Source organism: Pseudomonas sp. B37(2017), from assembly GCF_002112885.1.
Lineage (GTDB): Bacteria > Pseudomonadota > Gammaproteobacteria > Pseudomonadales > Pseudomonadaceae > Aquipseudomonas > Aquipseudomonas paraglycinae.
Window position 1 is genome coordinate 306,983 of the sequence record NZ_NEIX01000003.1, and the last position, 25,471, is coordinate 332,453.

Genomic DNA, 25,471 nt, shown 5'->3' on the forward strand with positions numbered 1-25,471 from the left:
TTAAAGCGACGAGTATTTCTTGCGCAGACGCTGACGAATCAGTTCCGCGAGGGTGTTCATGACGAAGGTGAACAACAGCAGCACCAACGCCGAGAGGAACAGCACGCGGTAGTGGCTGCCGCCGACTTCCGACTCCGGCATTTCCACCGCAACGTTGGCGGCCAGGGTGCGCAGGCCTTCGAACAGGTTCATTTCCATGACCGGGGTGTTGCCGGTGGCCATCAGCACGATCATGGTTTCGCCGACCGCACGGCCCATGCCGATCATCAGCGCCGAGAAAATGCCCGGGCTGGCGGTCAGGATCACCACGCGAGTCATGGTCTGCCACGGTGTGGCACCGAGGGCCAGCGAGCCCAGGGTCAGGCCGCGCGGCACGCTGAACACGGCGTCTTCGGCGATCGAGTAGATGTTCGGGATCACCGCAAAACCCATGGCCAGACCGACCACCAGAGCGTTGCGCTGGTCGTAGGTGATGCCCAGGTCGTGGGAGATCCACATGCGCATGTCACCGCCAAAGAACCAGTTCTCCATGAACGGGCTCATGTACAGCGACAGCCAGCCCACGAACAGGATCACCGGGATCAGCAGTGCACTTTCCCAGCCGTCCGGGACTTTCAGGCGGATCGATTCAGGCAGACGGCTGAAGGTGAAACCGGCGATCAGGATGCCGATCGGCAGCAACATCAGCAGGCTGAAGATGCCCGGCAGATGCCCTTCCACGTATGGCGCGAGGAACAGGCCGGCGAAGAAACCGAGGATCACCGTCGGCATCGCTTCCATCAGCTCGATCACCGGTTTGACCTTGCGGCGCATGCCCGGGGCCATGAAGTACGCGGTGTAGATCGCAGCGGCGACGGCCAGGGGTGCAGCCAGCAGCATCGCGTAGAACGCGGCTTTCAGGGTGCCGAAGGTCAGTGGCGAAAGGCTCAGTTTCGGTTCGAAATCGGTGTTGGCCGCAGTCGATTGCCAGACGTATTTAGGCTCGTCGTAGTTCTCGTACCAGACCTTGCTCCACAACGCGCTCCACGAGACTTCCGGGTGCGGGTTGTCGAGCAGCAGCGGTTGCAGCTTGCCGCCGGCTTCGACGATTACGCGGTTGGCGCGCGGCGACAGGCCGAACAGTCCTTGGCCTTCGACGACTTGATCGACCAGCAAGGTGCGATGCGCCGTGCTGTGGAACACGCCGAGCTTGCCGCTGGCATCCAGGGCCAGGAAGCCCTTGCGACGTTCCTCGGCGGAAATTTCAACGATCGGCGTGGTGCCCATCTGGAAGGTGCGGATCTGCTTCAGACGCAGCTCGCCATCGGTGTCGCGGGCCATGAACCACTGGGCCAGGCCACCTTTGGAGTCACCGACGATCAGTGAGATGCCACCGACCAGTTGCGTGGTCGCAGTGACTTCAGCGTCAGCGTTTTCCAGCAGTTTGTAGCGACCGTTGAGGCTCTTGTCGCGCAGGCTGAACACGTCGGCCTGGGCACGCCCGTTGACCACGTACAGCCACTGCTGGCGCGGGTCGACGAAGATGTTTTTCACCGGCTCGGTCATCTGCGGCAGATCGATACGCTTCTGCTCGTTGGTGACTTCGCCGGTCATCATGTTTTCTTCGCTGGTCAGCGACAGCACATTGAGTTGCGAACCGGTGGAGCCGACCAGCATCAGGGTCGAATCGGTGGCGTTGAGGCTGACGTGCTCCAGCGCACCGCCGCTTTCGTTCAGCGCGATCGGTGCATCGCCGTACGGATACTCGATGGCCGGGGTGATGGTTTTATTGCCATCCGGGTAGCTGACTTTATAAGTGTGACGGAACACCAGCGCCTGACCGTTGGACAGGCCCACGGCCACCAGCGGATGGCCCGGCTGGTCTTCGCCGATGGAGGTCACACTGGCGCCTGCCGGCAAAGGCAGATCGACGCGCTTCAATTCAGCGCCACTGTCGATGTCGAAGAACAGCGCCTGGCCCTTGTCGGAAACGCGCATGGCCACCTGATTCTGCTCTTCGAGCGAAATCATCAGCGGCTTGCCGGCGTCCTGCATCCAGGCCGGGGTGATTGCATCTTTCGCGCTCAGGTCAGCACCTTTGAACAGCGGCGCGACCACGTAGGCGAGGAAAAAGAAGATCAGGGTGATGGCTGCCAGCACCGCCAGACCGCCGACGAGGACGTACCAGCGGGTGAAGCGATCCTTGAGCGCGCGAATGCGGCGCTTGCGTTGCAACTCAGGCGTATTGAAGTCAATGCGCTTGGGAGGGTTCGTAGTCATTTTGGAATTGGCCAGATCATTCATGCGCACACCCTAGCGATCCTGTATGACAGAAAGATGACAATGCAGTGACGCACCAAATCCGCCGCCAGCAGGGCACTGGCAGTGGATAGAAGAATTCGGGGAGTGTGGGGGCCGGGCCGCTTGCGGGCCGGGCCCCACACGTGAGTCAGGCGGGGTTCACCCCTGACTCAGTTTGTTACTTTTTTGCGACTTCAGCGCCGCCTTCCTGCAGACCCAGGTCAGCCAGTGCTTTTGCAGCAACCTTGGCTGGCAGCGGGATGTAGCCGTCTTTCACTACCACTTCCTGGCCCTGTTTCGACAGAACCAGTTTCACGAACTCGGCTTCCAGCGGGGCCAGAGGCTTGTTCGGGGCTTTGTTGACGTACACGTACAGGAAACGCGACAGCGGGTACTTGCCGTTCAGGGCGTTTTCTTCGGTGTCTTCGATGAAGTCAGTGCTGCCCTTCTTCGACAGAGCAACGGTTTTCACGCTGGCGGTCTTGTAGCCGATGCCCGAGTAACCGATGCCGTTCAGCGAGGAGCTGATCGACTGCACGACCGAAGCCGAGCCTGGTTGTTCGTTGACGTTAGGCTTGTAGTCGCCTTTGCACAGGGCTTCTTCCTTGAAGTAGCCGTAGGTGCCGGATACCGAGTTGCGACCGAACAGTTGAACCGGCTTGTTGGCCAGGTCGCCGGTCACGCCCAGGTCACCCCAGGTTTTCACGTCGGTCTTGGCGCCGCACAGACGGGTGGACGAGAAGATCGCGTCAACCTGTTCCATGGTCAGGTGCTGGATCGGGTTGTCCTTGTGTACGAAGACAGCCAGGGCGTCCACGGCAACCGGGATGGCGGTTGGCTTGTAGCCGTATTTCTGTTCGAAGGCTGCCAGTTCGGTGTCCTTCATCTTGCGGCTCATCGGGCCCAGGTTGGAGGTGCCTTCAGTCAGCGCAGGTGGCGCGGTGGCGGAGCCAGCGGCCTGAATCTGGATGTTTACGTTCGGGTATTCTTTTTTGTAGTTCTCAGCCCAGAGGGTCATGAGGTTGGCCAGGGTATCGGAGCCGACGCTGGACAGGTTGCCCGACACACCAGTGGTCTTGGTGTAGCTCGGGATAGCAGGGTCAACAGCGGCAACCGCGTTGGCAGTCGCAACGCCAGCAGCGACAAAAGTCATTGCCGCCATCAAACGCTTCAGTTTCATGCCTTACTCCTAGCAGATAGGGTGTGTTAAGTCGGGGCCAAGTATCAGCAGGCCGTGTGAACACTCTATGGCTGAAATATGACAATTGGATGAAAGGCCAGCATCCCTGTCGGAAGGCTGGCCTTTCAGTTGTAACCGCAAGTGTGAAGGTGGTTTAGCGACCTTTGCTCCAGAGCCACGCGCCGACCAGGATCCCCATCCCGCACAGCACCGCCACATAGTAGGCAGGCCCCATCGCGCTTTCTTTCAGCAACAGGCTGACCACCATCGGGGTCAGGCCGCCGAAGATCGCGTAAGCGACGTTATAAGAGAAGGACAGACCGCTGAAGCGCACCACCGGCGGGAACGCTTTGACCATCACATAAGGCACCGCGCCGATGGTGCCGACCAGGAAACCGGTCAGCGCATACAGCGGGAACAGCCAGTTCGGGTGATCGGCGAGGCTGTGATAGAAGGTCCAGGAACTGGCCAGCAAACCCAGGCAACCGAACACGAACACGCGACCGGCACCGAAGCGATCGGCCAGCGCGCCGGAAATGATGCAGCCGAAGCTCAGGAACACGATCGCCAGGCTATTGGATTGCAACGCGGTGGTCGGCGAGAAGTGATAGACCGTTTGCAGCACGGTCGGGGTCATCAGGATCACCACGACGATGCCGGCGGACAGCAACCAGGTCAGCAGCATCGAGACTGCAATCGCCCCGCGATGGTCACGCAGCACCGCGCGCAGCGGCACTTCTTCGGCCAGCGCCTTGCGTTGTTGCAGTTCGGCGAACACCGGGGTCTCGTGCAGCCAGCGGCGCAGGTAAACCGAGAACAGACCGAACACGCCGCCGAGCAGGAACGGAATCCGCCAGGCGTAATCCGAAACTTCCGTTTGCGTATAAATGCTGTTGATCGCGGTGGCGACCAGCGAGCCGAGCAGGATGCCCGCCGTCAGGCCGCTAGTCAGGGTGCCGCAGGCGTAGCCGATGTGCTTGCCGGGTACGTGTTCGGAAACGAAGACCCACGCCCCCGGCACCTCACCGCCGATCGCCGCGCCCTGAATGACGCGCATCAACAGCAGCAGGATCGGCGCCCACATGCCGATCTGCGCATACGTTGGCAGCAAACCCATGATCAGGGTCGGCACGGCCATCATGAAAATGCTCAGGGTAAACATCTTCTTGCGTCCCAGCAGGTCGCCGAAGTGCGCCATGACGATCCCGCCCAGCGGCCGTGCGAGGTAGCCGGCGGCGAAGATGCCGAAGGTCTGCATCAGACGCAGCCACTCGGGCATGTCGGCCGGGAAGAACAATTTGCCGACCACGGTGGCGAAGAACACGAAGATGATGAAATCGTAGAACTCCAGCGCGCCCCCCAGGGCCGAAAGCGACAGAGTCTTGTAGTCATTGCGGGTCAACGGTCGTGCGGGTTGGTCGGGCTGCGCGAGGCTCGAGGGCGCTGTGGTCATGGCAAGGTCTTCTCTTATAGTCGGATCTGCCGCCACAACAACGCTGGCTGTGGCTCGGGCAGGTTCGGCACCATAGCAAATTGTTCGAAAAAGCACATAGAGGCGCGTATTTGCCGGTCGAAATCAGAACCGGACGGTCGTCGCGGAGTCTACCGACCGATATACTCGCAACCTTGCTCCGGTTTGTAAGGGGTTGCTGTGCGAAAACGTCGTTGGCCCGACCCTTGCTCGGGATTAGCCGGTTTCGCAGAGTTTCTCCTTAGGCGCCTGATGGAAAACGTGACGAACGTAGTATGTTCGGTGCTGAATCGTTTTTCCCGAAGACGGCTACCACCAGCAATACCCAACGAAGAGTCACGGGTCAGAGGCACCCCCGGCATGATAGAGCTCGAACAAGAAGATCCGATCCCGCAAGGCGACCTGGCCTTGCAAATCACCGCGCTTCCCCGCGAAACCAACGGCTTCGGCGATATTTTCGGCGGCTGGCTGGTGGCGCAGATGGACCTGGCCGGCACTGCCATGGCCAGCCGTGTTGCCGGTGGCCGTGTTGCGACCGTGGCCATTGATCGCATGGCGTTTCTGGTGCCGGTGGCTGTCGGCGCGCAATTGTCCTTTTATACCCAGACCCTGGAAATCGGCCGCAGCTCGATCCAGATGATGGTCGAGGTGTGGAGCGACGATCCGCTGTCCAGCGAGTGGCGTAAAGTGACCGAAGCGGTGTTCGTGTTCGTCGCCATCGATGGCAGCGGCCGCACCCGTTCGGTTCCGCCACGCGCACGTTAAACCTCGCGGCCGTTTCACGGTCGATAGTCGTCCAAGTTGCTGATCGAGAGTTGTCCCATGAACACGCCCAACGTTGAAGCCGTGAAACTGGATGAACTGAACTGCTGGCGCATCCGCCACGGTCAGGCCGAAGTGCTGGTGGCCCAGCAAGGCGCGCACATCCTCAGTTATCAGGTGGACGGCCAGCCGCCGCTGATCTGGCTGAACGACAAGGCCGTGTTCAAGACCGGCAAGAGCATCCGCGCCGGCGTGCCGGTGTGCTGGCCGTGGTTCGGCGTCTTCGCCCGCAACCCGCAGAGCGTGCAGGCAATGCGCGTCAGCGAAGAACCGGCCGCCGCCCACGGGTTTGTCCGGGCGATGGATTGGGAACTGGGCGGTATCGAAACCGAAGGTGAAAGCCTCAAGGTCGAGTTCAAGCTGCCCTACCCCGAAGGTGGCTTTCCGGGCTGGCCGCATCAGGTCGACCTGACCCTGACCCTGCGCCTCGACGATCAGTTGCACATCAGCCTGACCAGCCACAACCGTGGTGCCGACACCGTCAGCATCAGCCAGGCGCTGCACAGCTATTTCGCGGTCAGCGATGTGCGCAACGTGCGCGTCGAAGGCGTCGATGGCCTGGATTACATCGAGACCCTCGACGACTGGAAGACTCACACCCAGCAAGGCGACCTGCGTTTTGCCGGGGAAACCGACCGCATCTATCTCGACGCTCCGCCGCAACTGAGCATCGTCGATCCGGCCTGGGAACGGCGCATCGTGCTGACCGCCAGCGGTTCACGTACGGCGGTGATCTGGAACCCGTGGATCGACCGCGCCGCTGCGCTTAGTGACATGGACAACGATGGCTGGCAGCGCATGCTCTGCATCGAGACGGCAAACGTGATGAACGACGTGGTGAACCTGGCACCGGATGCCCGCCACACCATGGGTGTCAGCGTCGGCAGCAAGCCGCTTTAACCAACACCGCAAAACCCATTGTGGGAGGGGGCTTGCTCCCGAAGACAGTGTCTCAGTCGACGAATCCATTGACTGATCCACCGCCTTCGGGAGCAAGCCCCCTCCGACATTTGTTATGAGCAGGTTTTAGAGATCCGATTCCTGCACCACCCGCACCTTGTCCGCCTCCAGCGCATACGCCGCATCGGCCAGATCATTGCTGACCTTCTCGATCTTCAGCGTGCCGGTCACCCACAGAGGCGTGTAGATATCATCCAGCTTCAAGCCTTTCGGATAACGCACCAGCACCAGTTGATTCGGCGGCGGTGGCGGCACGTGGATGCACGCGCCCGGGTACGGCACGAGGAAGAACAGCGTGCTGCGGCCCTTGGCGTCGGACTCCAGCGGCACTGGATAACCACCGATGCGGATGTGTTTGTCGTTCATCGACGCCACGGTCTTGGTCGAATACATCACCGCCGGCAAACCTTTGGCCTGCTTCATCCCGCCTTTCTGGGTGAAGGTGCCGGTGGCTTCCGGGGAGTTGTGGTCGATTTCAGGCATTGCCTCGAGGGCTTTCTGATCCGACTTGGGCATCAGTTCCAACCAGTCGGTTTCCGGCAGATCGCCGGCGTGGGCCAGACCGCTGCCCAGCAAAAGGAGAGTCAACAGAAGACGGCGCATGAAGGTGCTCGGTAAAGGATGCTCGAATAAGGAGGGAACGCTGAATCGCCGAGCATTCTAGCCCTCCCCGCCGGATTGGCAGAGAGGGCTTTGTCGCTTTGGATCAGTTCTTTTTGATCAGGCCGTAGATCACCAGCAACACGATCGCGCCAACCAGCGCGCCGATGAAGCCGGCGCCCTGACCCGCCTGATAGATGCCCAGGGCCTGGCCGCCGTAAGTGGCTGCCAGCGAACCGCCGATACCGAGCAGGATGGTCATGATCCAGCCCATGCTGTCATCGCCCGGTTTCAGGAACCGCGCCAGCAGGCCGACGATGAGGCCGATAAAGATGGTTCCGATAATTCCCATGGCATTTCCCTCTGAATGGTAGATATGCGATGAAGCCTAGTCAGACTTTCGCATCCTGCCATCAGAGAACGGCGGCCCCGCAATGGTTCCGCCGCTGCCAGATGAAACTGTCGTTACTCGGCGATCAGCGCTTCGACCTTGAGGATCTGCTGCTCGAGGGTCGCCTTGTCCTTGCAGCGCAGGTTGGCGTGGCCGACCTTGCGCCCGGCCTTGAAGGCCTTGCCGTAGTGATGCAGATGGCAATCGTCGATGGCGATGACCTTCTCGACCGGCGGAACCACACCGATGAAGTTGAGCATCGCGCTCTCGCCGACCTTGGCGGTCGAACCCAGCGGCAGACCGGCAACGGCCCGCAGATGGTTTTCGAACTGGCTGCACTCGGCGCCTTCGGTGGTCCAGTGCCCGGAGTTGTGCACGCGCGGGGCGATTTCGTTGGCCTTGAGGCCGCCGTCGACTTCAAAGAACTCGAACGCCATCACGCCGACGTAGTTCAGCTGCTTGAGCACACGGCTGGAATAGTCTTCGGCCAGAGCCTGCAGCGGGTGATCGGTGCTGGCAACGGACAGCTTGAGGATGCCGCTGTCGTGGGTGTTGTGCACCAATGGATAGAACTTCGTCTCGCCATCACGGGCACGCACGGCGATCAGCGACACTTCACCGGTGAACGGCACGAAGCCTTCCAGCAGGCAGGCCACGCTGCCCAGCTCGGCGAACGTACCGACCACGTCTTCCGGCTTGCGCAGGACTTTCTGGCCCTTGCCGTCGTAACCCAGGGTGCGGGTCTTCAGCACGGCCGGCAGGCCGATCGACGCAACGGCGGCGTCCAGATCAGCTTGCGACTGGATGTCGGCGAACGCCGGGGTCGGAATCCCCAAGTCCTTGAACATGCTCTTTTCGAACCAGCGGTCGCGAGCGATGCGCAGGGCTTCGGCGCTCGGGTAGACCGGCACGAATTGCGAAAGGAAGGCCACGGTTTCAGCCGGAACGCTTTCGAACTCGAAGGTCACCAGATCGACTTCATCGGCCAACTGGCGCAGATGATCCTGATCGCCGTAATCGGCCCGCAGGTGTTCGCCCAACGCAGCGGCGCAAGCGTCCGGCGCAGGGTCGAGGAAAGCGAAGTTCATGCCCAGCGGGGTGCCCGCCAGGGCCAACATGCGGCCCAACTGGCCGCCACCGATTACACCGATCTTCATCTCAACAACCTCAGGCAATACGTGGGTCTGGATTGTCCAGGACGCTGTCTGTCTGCTCGGCACGGAAGGTTTTCAGTACCGCGTGGAATTGTGGATGCTTGGCGCCCAGGATGCTCGCCGACAGCAGCGCTGCGTTGATCGCACCGGCCTTGCCGATGGCCAGGGTGGCAACCGGAATACCGGCCGGCATCTGCACGATCGACAGCAGCGAGTCGACGCCCGAGAGCATGGCCGACTGCACCGGTACGCCCAGCACCGGCAGGTGGGTCTTGGCCGCACACATGCCTGGCAGGTGGGCTGCGCCACCGGCACCGGCGATGATCACCTCGATGCCGCGGCCTTCAGCCTCTTCGGCGTACTGGAACAGCAGATCCGGGGTGCGGTGGGCGGAAACCACCTTGACCTCGTAAGGGATGCCGAGCTTTTCCAGCATATCGGCGGTGTGGCTAAGGGTGGACCAATCGGACTTGGAGCCCATGATCACGCCAACCAGTGCACTCATCGTCGCGCCTCTTCTCTCTGGGCGCCCGCAGGCGCGTCAAAAACAACAAGCCACGCAGGATGCGTGGCTTGTTGTAGGAAAAATGGCCGGACGAACCGGCCGAAGGCCGCGCAGTATACCGCAAAGAAAGCAATAAACAGCCCCCGTTGCGACCATCTGTCATCTGCCGCAAAAGCCCGGTTTTATTGACTCGAAGGTCAGTGGCCGGGACATGTTTCACGCACCGGCCGGACCTTGCGCCGCACCGCCTTCCAGCTTGCGCCACAACAACCGCACATTGGCCTTGCGCACCAGCGCACAGCGGTACAGGCGAATCTCCAGCGGCACATGCCATTGCGGGCCGCCACAAACTACCAGCTCGCCCCGGGCCAGTTCGGCCCGCACGCTCAGTTGCGGCACCCAGGCAATGCCGAGGCCTTCCAGCGCCATGCTTTTCAGGCTGTCGGCCATGGCCGTTTCATAGATCGTGGTGAAGCGCAGCTGACGCTGGCGCAGCAAGCCGTTCACCGAACGCCCGAGAAACGCCCCGGCGCTATAGGCGAGCAACGGCACACTGCCCTCACCTTCCAGATCGAACAGCGGCTTGCCATTGGCATCTGCCGCACACACCGGAAGCATTTCGGTCTGGCCCAGGTGCAGCGACGGGAAGATCTCCGGGTCCATCTGCATCGCCGCGTCCGGGTCGTAGAACGCCAGCATCAGATCGCAGCCACCTTCACGCAGCGCGTGAACCGCGTCGCCAACGTTGGTCGCCACCAGCCGGGTGGCGATGTTCAGGCCTTCGTTGCGCAATTGCGCGATCCAGCGTGGGAAAAAGCCGAGGGCCAGCGAGTGCGCCGCCGCGACCTGGATCACTTCGCCCTGCCCGCCTTCCAGATGATGAAGATGGCGCAGCACTTCACCGAGCTGTTCGACCACCGTGCGCGCGGTCACCAGGAACAGTTGCCCCGCCGCCGTCAGCTCGATCGGCGTGCGCGAGCGGTTGACCAGCGTCAGCCCGAGCGCCGCTTCCAGGCTGCGGATCCGCCGACTGAACGCCGGCTGGGTCACGAAGCGCCGTTCGGCCGCCTGCGAGAAGCTGCGGGTGGCGGCCAGAGCACTGAAGTCCTCGAGCCATTTGCTTTCCAGATTCATCACGTCCTCCCGGACACGCACCAAAACAGGTCACACGTCTGCCGCGCACGCGGCGTCACACGGGCATTATGCCGAATGTGCATAGGGCAGTGTTTAACAGCATTGGCCCAAAAATTCCCACAAGCCTAGCATTCGCAGCGTTCCGGCACAGACCGGGTCCATATCGAGATGATTTCTATCATGTCCTCCGCTGCATCATTCCGCACAGAAAACGACCTGCTTGGCACCCTCGAAGTCCCTGCTCAAGCGTATTACGGCATCCAGACCCTGCGAGCGGTGAACAACTTCCGCCTCTCGGGCGTTCCGATTTCGCACTACCCGAAGCTGGTTGTCGGTCTGGCGATGGTCAAACAGGCCGCCGCTGACGCCAACCGCGAGCTGGGTCACCTGAGCGAAGCCAAGCACGCTGCCATCAGCGAAGCCTGTGCACGTCTGATCCGCGGCGATTTCCACGAAGAGTTCGTGGTCGACATGATTCAAGGTGGCGCCGGTACTTCCACCAACATGAACGCCAACGAAGTGATCGCCAACATTGCTCTTGAAGCGATGGGTCACCAGAAAGGCGAGTACCAGTACCTGCACCCGAACGACGACGTGAACATGGCGCAGTCGACCAACGACGCCTACCCGACCGCGATCCGTCTGGGTCTGCTGCTGGGTCACGACGCGCTGCTGGCCAGCCTCGACAGCCTGATTCAGGCGTTCGCGGCCAAGGGTGAAGAATTCAACCACGTCCTGAAGATGGGCCGTACCCAGCTGCAAGACGCCGTACCGATGACTTTGGGTCAAGAATTCCGCGCTTTCGCCACCACCATGGGCGAAGACCTGGCCCGTCTGAAGACGCTGGCCCCGGAGCTGCTGACCGAAGTGAACCTGGGCGGCACCGCGATCGGTACCGGCATCAACGCCGACCCGCGTTATCAGGCCCTGGCCGTACAGCGCCTGGCGCTGATCAGCGGTCAACCGCTGGTTCCGGCCGCCGACCTGATCGAAGCCACCTCCGACATGGGCGCCTTCGTGCTGTTCTCCGGCATGCTCAAGCGCACCGCGGTCAAGCTGTCGAAGATCTGCAACGACCTGCGCCTGCTGTCCAGCGGCCCGCGCACCGGCATCAACGAAATCAACCTGCCGGCGCGTCAGCCAGGCAGCTCGATCATGCCAGGCAAGGTCAACCCGGTTATCCCGGAAGCCGTGAACCAGGTGGCATTCCAGGTCATCGGTAACGATCTGGCGCTGACCATGGCAGCCGAAGGCGGCCAACTGCAACTGAACGTGATGGAGCCACTGATCGCTTTCAAGATCCTCGACTCGATCCGTCTGCTGCAACGCGCCATGGACATGCTGCGCGAGCACTGCATCGTCGGCATCACCGCCAACGAAGCGCGCTGCCGCGAACTGGTCGAACACTCGATCGGTCTGGTCACCGCACTGAACCCGTACATCGGCTACAAAAACGCCACCCGCATCGCCCGTATCGCCCTTGAAAGCGGCCGCGGCGTGCTGGAACTGGTGCGCGAAGAAGGTCTGCTCGACGAAGCCATGCTCGCCGACATCCTGCGCCCGGAAAACATGATTGCTCCGCGTCTGGTGCCTCTGAAGGCCTGATCCGACGCGTTACTTGTAGCACCGCTCACCAGGTCGAGGGACTAGACACCTCTCACCTTTTGAGGGCTTGGGGATGATTCCCCGAGCCCTTTTTTTTAACTGTTTGAACCTGAGAACCGTATGTATGGAAGCTGACCGCAAATCAGCTTTCACACAAACCCGACGCCGGTAACGTCGGGTGTTTCAAAGCTTCGTTTCGTCGCTCGCACCACAACCGTGCAGACGGGCGCCGCACTGATCGGTATAGTGCCGCCCCTCTTCGCGTGAGCGGTCGTCGGTAACGAGGCCATAACCCATGCGAAACCCGAACTAATAACAAACCCGCGATATGGATCCGGGACGAAACCCTCGCCTCGCCTGTTGTGCCGCGCGCACACCGGTGTAACGCGATGTTTCCGACCATCCAGCATTTGCTTACACAATAAACAGCGAGGAAAAATCCATGCTCGAAGTCATCAACGACTTCCTCTCAGGGAAAGTACTGATCGTGCTCATTGTCGGGCTCGGTAGCTACTTCACGATTCGCTCGCGTTTCGTTCAATTGCGCCATTTCTTCCACATGTTCGCGGTGTTCCGCGACAGCCTCAAAGGCAGCGCCGGTCAACTCAGCTCGTTCCAGGCCCTGATGCTCAGCCTCGCCGGCCGCGTCGGTGCAGGCAACATCGCCGGTGTCGGCATCGCCGTGACCCTCGGTGGTCCGGGTGCGGTGTTCTGGATGTGGGTGACCGCACTGGTCGGCATGTCCAGCAGCTTCTTCGAATGTACGCTGGCCCAGGTCTACAAGCGCGCCGATGGCGACGGCCTGTACCGTGGCGGTCCGGCTTACTACATCCAGCACGGCCTGAAACTCAAAGGCATGGCGGTGGTGTTCTCGATCCTGCTGCTGGTCACCTACGGCTTCGCCTTCATCGGCCTGCAGTCCTACACCGTGACCCACTCGCTGCAGAACGCCTTTGCCTTTGATCCGCAACACACCGGTATCGTCCTGGCTGTGCTGCTGGCCATTACCTTCATCGGCGGCATCAAGCGCATCGCTTCGGTGTCCGACCTGCTGGTTCCGATCAAGACCCTGGCCTACATCGGCGTGACCCTGTACGTGATCGGCACCCAGATCGAACACGTGCCAGCCATGCTGGAAACCATCTTCAAGAGCGCCTTCGGTCTCGACCCGGCCTTCGGCGGCCTGCTCGGCAGCGCAATCGTGATGGGCGTGAAACGTGGCGTGTTCGCCAACGAAGCGGGCCTGGGCAGTGCGCCGAACGTCGCCGCCGTGGCGGCCGTGAAGCACCCGGGCGCTCAAGGCGTGGTTCAGGCGTTCAGCGTGTTCCTCGACACCTTCGTGATCTGCACCTGCACCGCGCTGCTGATCCTGCTGTCGGGCTTCTACACCCCGGGCTTCGAAGGTGACGGCATCGTCCTGACCCAGAACTCGCTGGCCGCCGTGGTCGGTGACTGGGGCCGCATGTTCGTCAGCGTCGCACTGTCGCTGTTCGTCTTCACTTGCATCCTCTACAACTACTACCTGGGCGAAAACAGCCTGCAGTTCCTCACCCGCAACCGCGCTGCGCTGATGACGTTCCGCGGCCTGGTGCTGGCGCTGGTGGTCTGGGGTTCGATGCAGGACCTGTCGACCGTGTTCGCCTTCGCCGACATCACCATGACCTGCCTGGCCTTCGTCAACCTGGTGGCCCTGGCCATGCTGTTCAAGGTCGGCATGCGCGTGATGCGCGACTACGACGCGCAACGCCGCGCCGGCGTCAGCCAGCCGGTGTTCGACTCCAGCAAGTTCAGCGATCTGGACCTGGACCTGAAAGCCTGGCCGGCCAATCCGCCGGCCGACACTCAGGCTGACGCTCAGCCGCAAGGCATCCCCGCAGCGCAACGCTGATCGGGTAAAAACCGGGCGCAGGTCTTGCGCCCGGCGTGACACAAGCAGCGGTCGGCGTCATGCTCGACCGCATGCTGTCCTCGTTCAGGAGAACTCCCCATGAATTCCTCGACCTACCCTGCCGCCCAGCACGTCATGGTGCTGTACACCGGTGGCACCATCGGCATGCAGGCCAGCGCCAATGGCCTGGCCCCGGCGTCCGGTTTCGAAGCGCGGATGCGCGATTACCTGCACAGCCAGCCTGAGCTGGTGGTACCGCAGTGGCGCTTTCGCGAGATGTCGCCGCTGATCGACAGCGCCAACATGACCCCGGCCTACTGGCAGCAACTGCGTGAAGCGGTGGTCGACGCGGTCGATGTGCAAGGCTGCGACAGCGTACTGATCCTGCACGGCACCGACACCCTGGCCTACAGCGCCGCCGCCATGAGCTTTCAGCTGCTCGGCCTGCATGCCCGCGTGTGCTTCACCGGCTCGATGCTGCCGGCCGGCGTCACCGACAGCGACGCCTGGGAAAACCTCAGCGGTGCGCTGGTCGCTCTCGGCCAAGGTCTGGCGCCGGGCGTGCATCTGTATTTCCACGGCGAATTGCTGGCGCCGACCCGTTGCGCGAAAGTGCGCAGCTTCGGCCGTCATCCGTTCAAACGTCTGGAGCGTCAGGGCGGCGGCGTGAAAGCCACTTCCCTGCCGGCAGCGCTGAACTACAACCAGCCCAAGCAACTGGCCAAAGTGGCCGTGCTGCCACTGTTCCCGGGCATCGGCGCCGAGATCATCGACGGCCTGCTCGACAGCGGCATTCAGGGTCTGGTGCTGGAGTGCTACGGCAGCGGCACCGGGCCGAGCGACAATCCAGAGTTTCTCGCCAGCCTTGGTCGGGCGCGGGACAACGGCGTGGTTGTGGTTGCAGTCACGCAGTGCCATGAAGGCGGTGTCGAGCTGGATGTGTATGAAGCCGGCAGCCGCTTGCGTGGCGTTGGTGTGTTGTCCGGTGGAGGGATGACCCGCGAGGCGGCGTTCGGCAAGTTGCACGGTTTATTAGGGACAACTCTGGAAACAAACGAAGTCCGTAGTCTGATAGAACTCGATCTGTGCGGCGAACTGACGCAAGTCTAATCCCACTCTTAAATACATGAAAACCATAACCCACTCTTAGGCATTAATGGGTTATGGTTGGATCAGCATTAAACAAAATCGAAAATAATATCTTCGATATTTACAACCGGTGAACCGCTCATCATTTTCGCATTGCCGCCACCATAATATCTATTGCCTACAGCATCGTGCGAAACCTTGATTTTCCCTTCTACCCACGAATATGTTTCTCCCCCCTCTTCTTTATAACTAACCAATGCACTGTCAGGCCCCAATTCCTGTCCAAAATTTCGTTCTTCAACAACGAGAATAATACCGCTTTCAAAAATATCATCTCCGCTTCCGAACATAATGATCCAGCTCACTCCCTTAATGATTTTCCAGAGAGGCAGATCAATTGGGCTGCCGTCAGCCATAGCCTTCAAACGGCCAGTCAAATTCGTCTTCGATCCATTTCCGACACTCAGGCTTTCTTGAACCAAATTTTCAAAACCAGACTTTTCCATGACAAACACCTTTTTCGTAATTTAGAATTCGCCAGCAATTCGAAAGTAGCTAAAACAGCCTCAGAGTCAAGAAAAAACCCTGAAAAAACCAAATAACTTTATTCACATACAAAAACACGACCAACGGTTAACTCTCCTGTCAAAACCTGCAACTTCTGACAGTGGCGGCTTTAAAATATCAACATTATTCTATTCAGGCGCCTGCCTGAATTCTCGAACTAACCCACTTCTATTATTCAAATTTCATATTATCGAAAGTCCTTCTTGAATATTTTACGGCACATAACTTGCTAAAAAATCATCACATCCAGACTGGACGTTCCCAATGCTCCACTCCCACCTCACCACCCTCAACGCCGTCTCCCTGGTGCTCAACACCTTCCGGGATCAGGGCCTGTCCAGCGAAGCACTGCTGGCCGGCAGCGGCATCAGCGCGGCGGATCTGAGCCGGGCCGACACCCGCATCACTACCAACCAGGAGATGCAGGTCTGCGCCAACGCGGTTGCGCTCAAGCACGACATCGGCCTGGAACTGGGCCGGCGCATGCACGTTTCCTGCTACGGCATCCTCGGTTACGCGCTGCTGACCTGTGCCACCTTCGGTGACGCTTTGCGGCTGGCGATCCGTTATCCGGCGCTGCTGGGAACACTTTTCGAACTGAGCCTGGAAGACGACGGCGAGCGCGTCTGGTTCGTTGCCGCCGATTATCGCGAGAGCCCGGCGATGGCGGTGTTCAATGCCGAGTTCTGTCTGGTGTCACTGAAAGTCATCTGCGATGACCTGCTCGGCCATCCGCTGCCTCTGCTCGCCACCCGCTTCGAACACACCGCGCCAGACTATCGCGACAGCTACGCCGAACACTTCAAGGCGCCGCTGCACTTCGGCGCCAAGGACAACGCCTTCGCCTTCGACCGGCGCTGGCTCGACCAGCCGCTGCCGCTGGCCGACATCATCACCCACCAGGCCATGGCCGAGCGCTGCCGCAAACAGAACACCGAGTTCACCGGCCGTCAGGCGTGGCTGGGGCGGATCCGCCAGTTGCTCAGTGCGCAACTCAATGCCGCACCGGGGCTGGAAGGCCTGGCGCAACAGATGAACTGCTCGCCGCGCACGCTGCGCCGGCATCTGAAGGACATGGGTTGCAGCTATCAGGAGCTGCTCGACGAACTGCGTTTCGAGCGGGCCAAGCAGATGCTTTGCGAGGATCAGTTGCCGATCTACCGCATCGCCGAAACCCTCGGCTTCAGCGAGACCGCGAGCTTCCGCCATGCCTTCGTGCGCTGGAGCGGCGTGGCACCGAGTCAGTTCCGGCCACACGGTTAAACCGTCGAGGGGCGATATCAGGTCAGCATTTTTGGCCACATCGATCCCCTTTTGGCCTCTCTGGCCGTTCTCCGATTCGCCCCGCGCCGCAACACTGGAGCCAACCGAATCAGCCCCTGCGGAGAACAACAAATGCTGACGATCTACTCTGACGATCACCACCTGCACCATGGCCGCTGCGAATTGATCGACGGGCAACTCAAGCCCTGCTTCGAGATGCCGTCACGCGCCGACCACGTGCTGCAACGGGTGAAAAACCAAAACCTCGGCCCGGTCGAGGCGCCGAAGGATTTCGGCCTCGGGCCGATCGAGCGCATCCACAGCCGCGACTACCTCGACTTTTTCAAAGGCGCCTGGGCGCGCTGGACCGAATTCAACACCGACGGCGATTTGCTGCCCTACACCTGGCCGGCGCGCACCTTGCGTCAGGTCAAACCGGCCAGCCTGCACGGCCAGCTCGGCTATTACAGCTTCGACGGCGGCGCGCCGATCACCGCCGGCACCTGGCAAGCGGCGTACAGCGCAGCCCAAGTGGCGCTGACCGCACAAGCAGAAGTCCAGCGTGGCGCCCGTGGCGCTTTTGCTCTGTGCCGTCCACCGGGACACCACGCTGCCGGCGATTTGATGGGCGGTTATTGCTACCTCAACAACGCCGCCATCGCTGCGCAGGCGTTCCTCGATCAGGGCCACAAGAAGGTCGCGATCCTCGACGTCGACTACCACCACGGCAACGGCACCCAATCGATTTTCTACGAGCGCAGCGATGTGCTGTTCACCTCGATCCACGGCCACCCGGAAGCGGAATTCCCGTTCTTCCTCGGCTACGAAGACGAACGCGGCGAAGGTGCCGGTGAAGGCTTCAACTTCAACTATCCGCTGCCGGCGGGTTCCGGTTGGGATGTCTGGAGCGCGGCGCTGGATCAGGCCTGCCAGGAGATCGACAACTACGGTGCCGACATCATCGTCGTGTCGCTGGGCGTCGACACCTTCAAGGACGATCCGATCTCGCAGTTCAAGCTCGACAGCCCGGACTACCTGGCCATGGGCAAACGCATCGCGGCCCTCGGCAAACCGACCCTGTTCGTCATGGAAGGTGGCTACGCGGTGGAAGAAATCGGCATCAACGCGGTGAACGTGCTTGAAGGTTTCGAACAATGAGCAGGCTCAAGCACTTCATCGCGCCGGCGTTGTGCGCGGCGCTGCTGAGCGGCGCCGCACACGCCGAAGAACGCACCCTGCGCGTCTACAACTGGTTCGACTACATCACCCCCAAGGCACTGGAAGATTTCAAGGCGCAGAACAGCCAGACCAGACTGGTCTACGACATCTTCGACACCAACGAAGCACTGGAGGCCAAGCTGCTGACCGGCAACTCCGGCTATGACGTGGTGGTGCCGTCCAACGTGTTCCTCGCCAAGCAGATCGAGGCCGGGGTGTTCCAGCCGCTGGATCGCAGCCAGTTGCCGAACTGGAACCACCTCGACCCGAAACTGATGAAGCTGATCGAGGCCAACGATCCGGGCAACCAGTTCGCCGTGCCGTACATGTACGGCACCATCCTGATCGGCTTCAACCCGGCCAAGGTCAAGGCTGCACTGGGTGACGATGCGCCGGTGGACAGCTGGGACCTGATCTTCAAGGAAGAGAACATCAGCAAGCTCAAGCAATGCGGCGTGGCCCTGCTCGACTCGCCATCGGAGATCCTGCCGCTGGCCCTGCAACACCTCGGCCTGGATCCCAACAGCAAGAACCCGGCGGACTACGCCAAGGCTGAAGCGCTGCTGATGAAGATTCGCCCGTACGTGACCTACTTCCATTCGTCCAAGTACATGGCCGATATCGCCAACGGCGACATCTGCGTTGCGGTCGGTTATTCGGGCAGCTTCTCGCAGGCCGCCAATCGCGCCAAAGAGGCGAAGAATGGCGTGGTGGTCGACATGCGCCTGCCGAAGGAAGGCGCGCCGATCTGGTTCGACATGCTCGCCATCCCGAAAGGCGCGAAGAACCCGCAGGACGCCTACACCTTCATCAACTACCTGTTGCAACCGCAAGTGATTGCGCCGGTCAGCGATTTTGTCGGTTACCCGAACCCGAACAAGGACGCCACCGAACTGGTCGACCCGGCGATTCGCAACAACCCGAATCTGTACCCGACCGATGCGGCGATGAACACGCTCTACACCCTGCAACCTTTGCCGCGCGATGCGGAACGGGCGCGGACCCGGGCGTGGACCAAGATCAAGTCCGGTACCTGAAACCTGACAACCTGAACAGACCCGCACTCGCGGGTCTTTTTTTGCCTGCAAGATCTATGTACCGCATCGCGCCGTGGCCGGGATTTTAGTGTCCGGGTTTTCCCCGTGGACATGACCATGACTGAATCTGCCACCACTGCTGCACCCAGTGTTTCCCCTCTCCTGCTGAAACAGAGTCGACTGGTCGAGCTGATCGGCCAGGGCTACTCGATGCATCAAGTCGCCTCGGCGTTGTTGCGCGAAGCGCTGAGCAAAAGCTATCCCGGGCAACACCTCGATCCGGATCGCACCCAGCTCGCGACGCCCCTGCGTGAATCGGACGCCGCCCGGAACGCTGCCAGGGTCTTTACCTTCGAATCACTGACCCACGCCTTTATCCAGCATTGCCTGCACAAGACCACCGCCGACTACATCGAAGGCGAACACTTCCTGACCCGTACACCCGAAGCGATCCCGCCGATACTGCTGCCGGTAAGCATGGATGACATCACTTCGCTGGTGAACGACCTCGCACCGTTTCTGTTCCTCGAATATCAGCAGCGCCAACTCGATTACTGGAATGAATCCGCCAATCGCCAGCCACGCTGGCAAGAGCTGTCGGATCTGCTGTGTTCGGCTGCGAATGTGCAGTCGGCCAACGGCTGGGACGCCGACGAATGTGCATTGGCGCAATTTGTCGCGCAGCATCCCGACCGCAAACAACGCTCGACCGTGAATAGCGATTACATCGGGCTCAAGGCCTGCCTGATGGACATCGACCTGGTCGAAGACGAGGACAGCGCACACCTGCTCATTGCCGGTGCGCTGGTGCTGACCGCCACCGTCAAACAGCGGCAGCGTGTGTTGATGTACACCGTTGCCGATGGCTATGAGTCATTCGAATCGCTGACCAGGCTGGGCGAAACGCTCCCGCAGCGGATCGCCCCGGAGTTGTCCGACCGCTCTTTGAAATGGCGCCTGATCGAGCCTGAAGGAAACGTCTTCGATGCCGTCGCACAGGCGCTGATCAGCAACCAGCTCAGCGCCATCGAAGCACTGGATCCCGCCAGCCAGTCGATCAGTGCGCACGCCAGTTCCGGGCGACAAAGCCACCGGCATTTCAGTTCGCGTGAACGAGCCCGGCTCGACCAGCTGGAGGAGGCCATTCCCGACTGGTTGCAAGACGGCTCTGTCCATGACCAGCAAGACTACAGTCGCTACATTGCCGAGCTCGCAAACTTGCGCAACGACGCCGAGACCGGCGTATTCAAGGACGACGACTTCCCTCTGCTCAAGCCCTACGCCGAACGCCGCATGCGCGAAGCAATCATCGCCGACAAACGTGCCGAGGGCGCTGCCGACCTGCCGTTGGAACACCTGCGTATCAGCGTGACCAACAGCTTCGAAACCGGTGGCTTCACCCTGCCCAATCCATTTGACCGGTTAACCGAGACCCTGGGCGAATTCGCCCTGCAAAATGCCCCGCCCTATCAGGCCACGATCGCTTTCGACAATGGCCGAGCCGTACCGGCCTGGCTGACCGTGGACTTCCTGACCGCCATCGCGGAGAAGGTCGATATCGGCGGTCATTACCCGCAACTGATCAAACGCGCGCTGATCGATGACCCGATCCGCTCGGCTGCGCACAAGACCCGCTACCTGAGCCAATTGCCGACGCTCCTGCCGATGCTCGCGCTGGAGTGCAAACTCAAGCATCGGGGCGGCGTCGATGAACGCGGTTATGCCTACGTCTGCCAACTGATGGATGCCATCAGCCGCAAACTGCCCACAGGCGAACATCCGGTGACCATCCGGCCGCTGGCGTTTGTCCCTCGCCGCCGCTTGAGCCGGCGTTCGGACGTGGTGGCCAACATGTTCATCATCTGTCCGCGAGACCATACTCAAGGTCCCTGCCTGTTGTACCGGCCGCTGCTGGACACGCCGCTGACGCAGTTCGCCTCTTTGCAGAACCTGATGTATGCGCTGTATCAGGCCGGCGAATTGCGTAACTCGGTACTGGCCTGGCTGGGCAGCGCCGCACTGAGTTTCGAATACTCGCAGTACGCCTTTCCGGTCGGCCTGCCCTCGCCATGGATTGTCACGCAACTGGCCACCGAACCGTTCATGCACCTGGACCTGACCGGTCCGCTCGAACTGGAGAACGCGCCCCTCGAAGGCGACATCCTCGCCGCGTTATACGCGGCAAACAGCCAGGCATTGGTGGAGCTCGCGAACCGCCAGTCGCAGTCCAACAGTGAGCGACGCTGGGCACTTCTCGCGGACAGCGGCTGGGCGATCTTCAGCGTTGCCGCGAACTTCATGAGCGGAGCGGCGGGCACCGCCGTCTGGGTCTGGCAGACCATCACACAGATCCAGCAGGCGCTCGATGCCCATGACCGCGACGACACTCTGGTGACCTGGCAATCCACCGCCGATGTCCTGCTGACGCTCGGCATTATCCTGACCCAACACGTCGTGGCGCGACGCAAACGTTCGTGGCTGCCGCGCCTGAACGGGGCGTACGAGGCTGGCGAACGGCTGGGGGAGAACGAGACGTCAACCGGTGTCCCGCCATCCATCCCCGAGGTCCCACCGTCCGTCACGCTGGATCCGCTGACCACCACCGGCGACGTGCCTGTCGGGCATCTCACTCAACTGGCACCTGACACGTTGCTGCGACCGGACTCCAGCGCACGGTTCACCGCAATGCTCGACCGTTTCAAGATCGCCACACCTGACTTGAGCGGCAAACGAGTCTCACCGGTCACTCACCTGTACACCCTCAAGGGCAAGACCTGCGCTCAAGTCGGCACGCGCTGGTTTCAAGTGCTCGCCCCGGCAGACGAGCCGGTTCACATCGTCGATCCGGCCGATCCACAACGAATCGGCATGGCACTGAAATACGACGAGACTGCCGAAAAATGGCACTGGGATCCGAAACTGCGCTTGCGCGGCGGCATGCCGAAAAGCCGGATCGAGGCATTCCGTCGTTCCAAAAAAAAGGCCATGGACGACGCCTGGGCGAAGCTGGAGCAATTCGAAGCACGGGAAACCGAAGCGAAAACACAACTGCTGCGTGCGCTGGTAGCCCTTCCACGGGACACCAGCGAAGCGGGATTCGAGGTCTCCGCAGCCACTTATCTGGACCGAGCCACAAAGTTGGGCAACGACTACACCCAGGCTCTGGCCCAGCTGGAAATCTGGCGCGAGGCCGGGGGCGGTGGCTCGGTCCACCAGGCCAAGCTGATGAGCCTGACCCTGGGTCAGCACCGCTGCTTCGGCTCGTGGCTGCGGGTCAAAATGCGCATGTACGCGAAGGCCACACAGATATTCGTCGACAGCGCGACTCACCAGACACCGGTACCGCGCAACCGCCAGATCGATATCGCCACCGCTGCCACGGCGTTGAGCGACGAGATGATTGCCAACCTGCAGACACTGGACCGCTCGCTGCAAATCCTGAACAGCCACTCGGCCAAGGCCAGAGAAGTGGCCACACGGCTGGAGTTGCTGCTGCCGGACTTCAGCCCGCTCGATCTCAAAGCCAATGAAATCGGCATGTCCTACGAACGCTGTGTCGTGGAACAGCCGGGGGCGGCCATGAATGCCGCTCGCGTCGCTATCGGGATCATTACGGCCACGGCTGCCGACGCCAGTCATGAGCTGATTCAGCTGAGCAAAGCAGCGGTGACCGCCGACGGACAACCGGCCCGTATCGAGCGTTTGTCGCAGTGGAACGACCTGTTCGCCAGCCTCGGCGAACAGGTGGAACAGTTGCCTGCCGCCCATCCGGGCCAATTCGTCCAGGTCCGGCTCGACAGGGTGCGCGAGCTGATCGGCGAATTCCACGCGGTAGCTCGCGAACGCCTGACCACGGAGCTACCTGAACCGGAGGAACGACCGGCACCCGGCAAGTCCCAGGCGCAGCCCTCTGCATCGCAGCCCAAAGTGAAGGTCTCCAAGAGCCGTCCACGCCCCGAGGTGGATGAGCAGGCTGCTTCCACTGCACCGGACAGCAACTCCGGCACAGAGGCCGCGTTCGTCAAACTTTCCACGCAACGGCCCGAACCGAAGGTGCCCACGGATGACGAGGACCTCCTTTCATCGGCCATGCAACTTGAAGCGAACATCTACAGCTTCAACAGAAAGACCCGCGAGGACGCCAAGCGGCCAGGGCGCATTCCCGCAGACATCCGCGACATGTTCGAGCAGCAAGTCGAACGACTCAAGCAAGCGGCCAGTGACGTCGACGAGGCGATTGTCCGAAGAAAAAGCGCGAAGAAGGATCCATGGCCCGTCGCCTCCCTCAGCAGCAATCTGCGCGAAGGTGCAACCCGCACCCGCGCTGAAGGGATCGAGACCTACGCGGCCATGCTGAAACAACGCAAACCCAGGGAAACCTATTTCCACTGGCTGCACGACAATGCGCAGGTCGGGGTGATCAAGGATCCGCGCGGCCGTATCCGCACCCGACATCGCGGGGACTTTTTTCAGGAGTACCGGATTCTCGACAAGACCAACGCCGACAAGCCGCTGTGGGTGGCGCACTTTCACTATGACCAGCTCAAGGATGCGGATGAGCTGTACACCATCGCCCACCTGAAATTTTCCGATGCCTATTTGCAGACGCTCGATGACAAGACCCGTCAGGCACTGAATACCTTCGATGCCGTCGACAATGCACTACGGCGCATCGTCGATCCGCAGGTGCGCGACCTGTTCCTCAAACCAGAGCCAGAGGAGCGACCGAAAGACCATTAACGGCACCAGACCTCACGCAGACGGGCCAGAGCCGACTTGATCGCCGGCTCCGGCACCGCCGCAAACCCCAGCACCAGACCGGCGCGCTGATCGATCGGGGTCGTTGAGTCCGGCAGCCAATACTTGCTCAGGCCGTGGACTTCCACTTCCACGCTGGCGGCCTGTTCGATCAATTGTTGTTCACGGGCCACGCTGTCGACCGCCACGGTGAGATGCAGTCCGGCCGACACCGCCGGCAGTTCACCCACACCCGCCAATCCGTGTGGCCATCCGTTGATCAGGGCGTTACGCCGGCTCAGGGCTGCCCGACGCATCCGCCGGATGTGTCGCTGGAAGTGCCCGGCCGCCATGAACTCGGCCATCACCGCCTGAGTGCTCACTTCGGAATGCCGGACATCTACCGCGCGCCGCTGCGCAAAGGCTTCCACCAGCCCCGGCGGCAACACCAGGTAACCCAGACGCAGCGCCGGGAACGCGACTTTGCCGAAAGTGCCGACGTACAGCACGCGACCCTGGCGGTCGAGCGCAGCCAGCGGAGCCAGGGGCGCGCCGGTGTAGCGATACTCGCCGTCGTAGTCGTCCTCGACGATCCAGCCGCCGGTGCGCTCGGCCCAGGCCAGCAGTTCGAGGCGTCGCGCCAGGCTCATCACCACCCCGGTCGGGTATTGATGAGACGGCGTGACATAAGCCACCCGACAATCTTCGGCGGCCGCCAGTGCCGCGCAGTCGATGCCCTCTTCGTCCACGGCAATGCCGCGCAATCGACCGCCGGCCAAGGCGAACGCATGACCCGCTGCGCGATAGCCGGGATTCTCGATGCCCACGCCGGCGCCCGGCTCCACCAGCAACTGTGCACAAAGGCTGATTCCCTGTTGCGCGCCACTGGTGATCACAATTTGCTCAGCCGAGCACTGCATGCCGCGCGAACTGCGTAAATAAGCGGCAATCAGACCGCGCAGGCGCGCATCGCCCGCCGGGTCGCCGTAGCACAGTTGCTGCAAATCGGGTTTGCGCCAGAACGCCGCGTTCAGCTTGGCCCAGACGTCGAACGGGAACAGATCGAATGCCGGAACACCGACCCGGAATGCTCGCGGCGGACCGCTCGGTGGCGTCGGTAAATGGTTCTGCTCAAGCCGCTGCAATGCACCGCTGTGGATAACTTTGCTGGATAAATTCCCAGTGGAATTGGCCAAAATTGTGGATAAGGCTGTGGGTAAGCCTGTTGAAAACCCTGTGGATACTTTTGTGGATAATTTTTCCGCGGGCGTTACCGATTGCGGCAACTGCGCCACATAAGTGCCGTCCCCGACCCGGCCTTCGATGAAACCTTCGGCATACAGCTGATCGTAGGCGCGCACCACGCTGTTGCGGGAAATCCCCAACGCTGCCGCCAGATCGCGACTGGCCGGCAGGCGCGTGCCGCTGGCCAGACGTCCGTCGAGCACCCGCAGGCGCAAGGCCTGGTAGAGCTGACGGCTCAGACCTTTGCGGCGGTCGAGCTCGATACCCGCAGGGTTGAACGGCAGTGACAGCGTGGTCGAATCGGGCATGACAATGGACCTATAAA

General features: G+C 61.3%; 19 protein-coding genes. 9 read left to right on the forward strand and 10 right to left on the reverse strand.

Features of this window, described 5'->3' with window-relative positions:
• From CAF90_RS10720 to CAF90_RS10730, 3 genes are all read right to left on the reverse strand, one after another.
• Complete coding sequence (locus CAF90_RS10720) at nt 1–2,034, reverse strand: ABC transporter permease subunit (RefSeq protein WP_170929377.1); 2,034 nt, start codon at nt 2,032–2,034, stop codon at nt 1–3.
• A gap of 424 nt (nt 2,035–2,458) precedes the next feature.
• Nucleotides 2,459–3,460, reverse strand: coding sequence for a phosphate ABC transporter substrate-binding protein PstS (locus CAF90_RS10725; RefSeq protein ID WP_007954316.1), 1,002 nt, complete (start codon nt 3,458–3,460; stop codon nt 2,459–2,461).
• 154 nt (nt 3,461–3,614) lie between these two features.
• Complete coding sequence (locus tag CAF90_RS10730; RefSeq protein WP_085606203.1) at nt 3,615–4,913, reverse strand: MFS transporter; 1,299 nt, start codon at nt 4,911–4,913, stop codon at nt 3,615–3,617.
• Nucleotides 4,914–5,291: 378 nt separating this feature from the next.
• On the opposite strand from CAF90_RS10730, the gene CAF90_RS10735 reads away from it, so the two are divergent.
• Nucleotides 5,292–5,696, forward strand: a complete 405-nt coding sequence (locus CAF90_RS10735; RefSeq protein ID WP_003229628.1) for an acyl-CoA thioesterase — start codon at nt 5,292–5,294, stop codon at nt 5,694–5,696.
• Between the two features lie 57 nt (nt 5,697–5,753).
• Nucleotides 5,754–6,653 (forward strand): D-hexose-6-phosphate mutarotase, encoded by a 900-nt coding sequence (locus CAF90_RS10740; protein WP_085606205.1) that lies wholly within the window; start codon nt 5,754–5,756, stop codon nt 6,651–6,653.
• A gap of 126 nt (nt 6,654–6,779) precedes the next feature.
• On the opposite strand, the gene CAF90_RS10745 is transcribed toward CAF90_RS10740, so the two are convergent.
• From CAF90_RS10745 to CAF90_RS10765, 5 genes are all read right to left on the reverse strand, one after another.
• On the reverse strand, nt 6,780–7,316 hold the full coding sequence (locus CAF90_RS10745) for a DUF3299 domain-containing protein (RefSeq protein ID WP_085606207.1): 537 nt from the start codon (nt 7,314–7,316) through the stop codon (nt 6,780–6,782).
• 103 nt (nt 7,317–7,419) lie between these two features.
• Nucleotides 7,420–7,665: a GlsB/YeaQ/YmgE family stress response membrane protein gene (locus tag CAF90_RS10750; protein ID WP_003229635.1), complete on the reverse strand. Its 246-nt coding sequence runs from the start codon at nt 7,663–7,665 to the stop codon at nt 7,420–7,422.
• A gap of 113 nt (nt 7,666–7,778) precedes the next feature.
• On the reverse strand, nt 7,779–8,861 hold the full coding sequence (locus CAF90_RS10755) for a 5-(carboxyamino)imidazole ribonucleotide synthase (RefSeq protein WP_007954299.1): 1,083 nt from the start codon (nt 8,859–8,861) through the stop codon (nt 7,779–7,781).
• A 10-nt stretch (nt 8,862–8,871) separates the two neighbouring features.
• Nucleotides 8,872–9,363 carry a 5-(carboxyamino)imidazole ribonucleotide mutase gene (gene purE, locus CAF90_RS10760; protein ID WP_007954291.1) on the reverse strand — a complete coding sequence of 164 codons (492 nt, stop codon included), beginning with the start codon at nt 9,361–9,363 and terminating at the stop codon, nt 8,872–8,874.
• Nucleotides 9,364–9,579: 216 nt separating this feature from the next.
• The gene (locus CAF90_RS10765; RefSeq protein WP_007954288.1) at nt 9,580–10,497 is read right to left on the reverse strand and encodes a LysR substrate-binding domain-containing protein; all 918 of its coding nucleotides are present in this window, start codon (nt 10,495–10,497) and stop codon (nt 9,580–9,582) included.
• A 180-nt stretch (nt 10,498–10,677) separates the two neighbouring features.
• Between CAF90_RS10765 and aspA the strand changes: the two genes are divergently transcribed.
• From aspA to CAF90_RS10780, 3 genes are all read left to right on the forward strand, one after another.
• Nucleotides 10,678–12,102 carry an aspartate ammonia-lyase gene (gene aspA, locus CAF90_RS10770; protein WP_039765095.1) on the forward strand — a complete coding sequence of 475 codons (1,425 nt, stop codon included), beginning with the start codon at nt 10,678–10,680 and terminating at the stop codon, nt 12,100–12,102.
• 442 nt (nt 12,103–12,544) lie between these two features.
• Nucleotides 12,545–13,990 (forward strand): sodium:alanine symporter family protein, encoded by a 1,446-nt coding sequence (locus CAF90_RS10775; RefSeq protein WP_085606209.1) that lies wholly within the window; start codon nt 12,545–12,547, stop codon nt 13,988–13,990.
• A gap of 99 nt (nt 13,991–14,089) precedes the next feature.
• On the forward strand, nt 14,090–15,100 hold the full coding sequence (locus CAF90_RS10780) for an asparaginase (RefSeq protein ID WP_085606211.1): 1,011 nt from the start codon (nt 14,090–14,092) through the stop codon (nt 15,098–15,100).
• Between the two features lie 68 nt (nt 15,101–15,168).
• Here CAF90_RS10780 and CAF90_RS10785 read toward each other — a convergent pair whose 3' ends face one another.
• Nucleotides 15,169–15,585, reverse strand: a complete 417-nt coding sequence (locus CAF90_RS10785) for a hypothetical protein (RefSeq protein WP_085606213.1) — start codon at nt 15,583–15,585, stop codon at nt 15,169–15,171.
• Between the two features lie 325 nt (nt 15,586–15,910).
• Here CAF90_RS10785 and CAF90_RS10790 point away from each other — a divergent pair, with 325 nt between their 5' ends.
• The 4 genes from CAF90_RS10790 to CAF90_RS10805 all read left to right on the forward strand — a co-directional run bounded on the left by CAF90_RS10790 (nt 15,911) and on the right by CAF90_RS10805 (nt 23,904).
• The gene (locus CAF90_RS10790; protein WP_085606215.1) at nt 15,911–16,909 is read left to right on the forward strand and encodes an AraC family transcriptional regulator; all 999 of its coding nucleotides are present in this window, start codon (nt 15,911–15,913) and stop codon (nt 16,907–16,909) included.
• Between the two features lie 132 nt (nt 16,910–17,041).
• Nucleotides 17,042–18,067: a histone deacetylase family protein gene (locus CAF90_RS10795; RefSeq protein WP_085606217.1), complete on the forward strand. Its 1,026-nt coding sequence runs from the start codon at nt 17,042–17,044 to the stop codon at nt 18,065–18,067.
• On the forward strand, nt 18,064–19,164 hold the full coding sequence (locus CAF90_RS10800) for a polyamine ABC transporter substrate-binding protein (RefSeq protein ID WP_085606219.1): 1,101 nt from the start codon (nt 18,064–18,066) through the stop codon (nt 19,162–19,164). Before CAF90_RS10795 ends, CAF90_RS10800 begins: the two co-directional genes overlap by 4 nt.
• Nucleotides 19,165–19,281: 117 nt before the next feature.
• Nucleotides 19,282–23,904 (forward strand): dermonecrotic toxin domain-containing protein, encoded by a 4,623-nt coding sequence (locus tag CAF90_RS10805; RefSeq protein ID WP_085606467.1) that lies wholly within the window; start codon nt 19,282–19,284, stop codon nt 23,902–23,904.
• Here CAF90_RS10805 and CAF90_RS10810 read toward each other — a convergent pair.
• A complete protein-coding gene (locus tag CAF90_RS10810; protein WP_085606221.1) occupies nt 23,901–25,454 on the reverse strand; it encodes a PLP-dependent aminotransferase family protein in 1,554 nt (517 codons plus the stop codon). The two genes, CAF90_RS10805 and CAF90_RS10810, sit on opposite strands and share 4 nt — an antisense overlap.
• Nucleotides 25,455–25,471 lie beyond the last annotated feature (17 nt).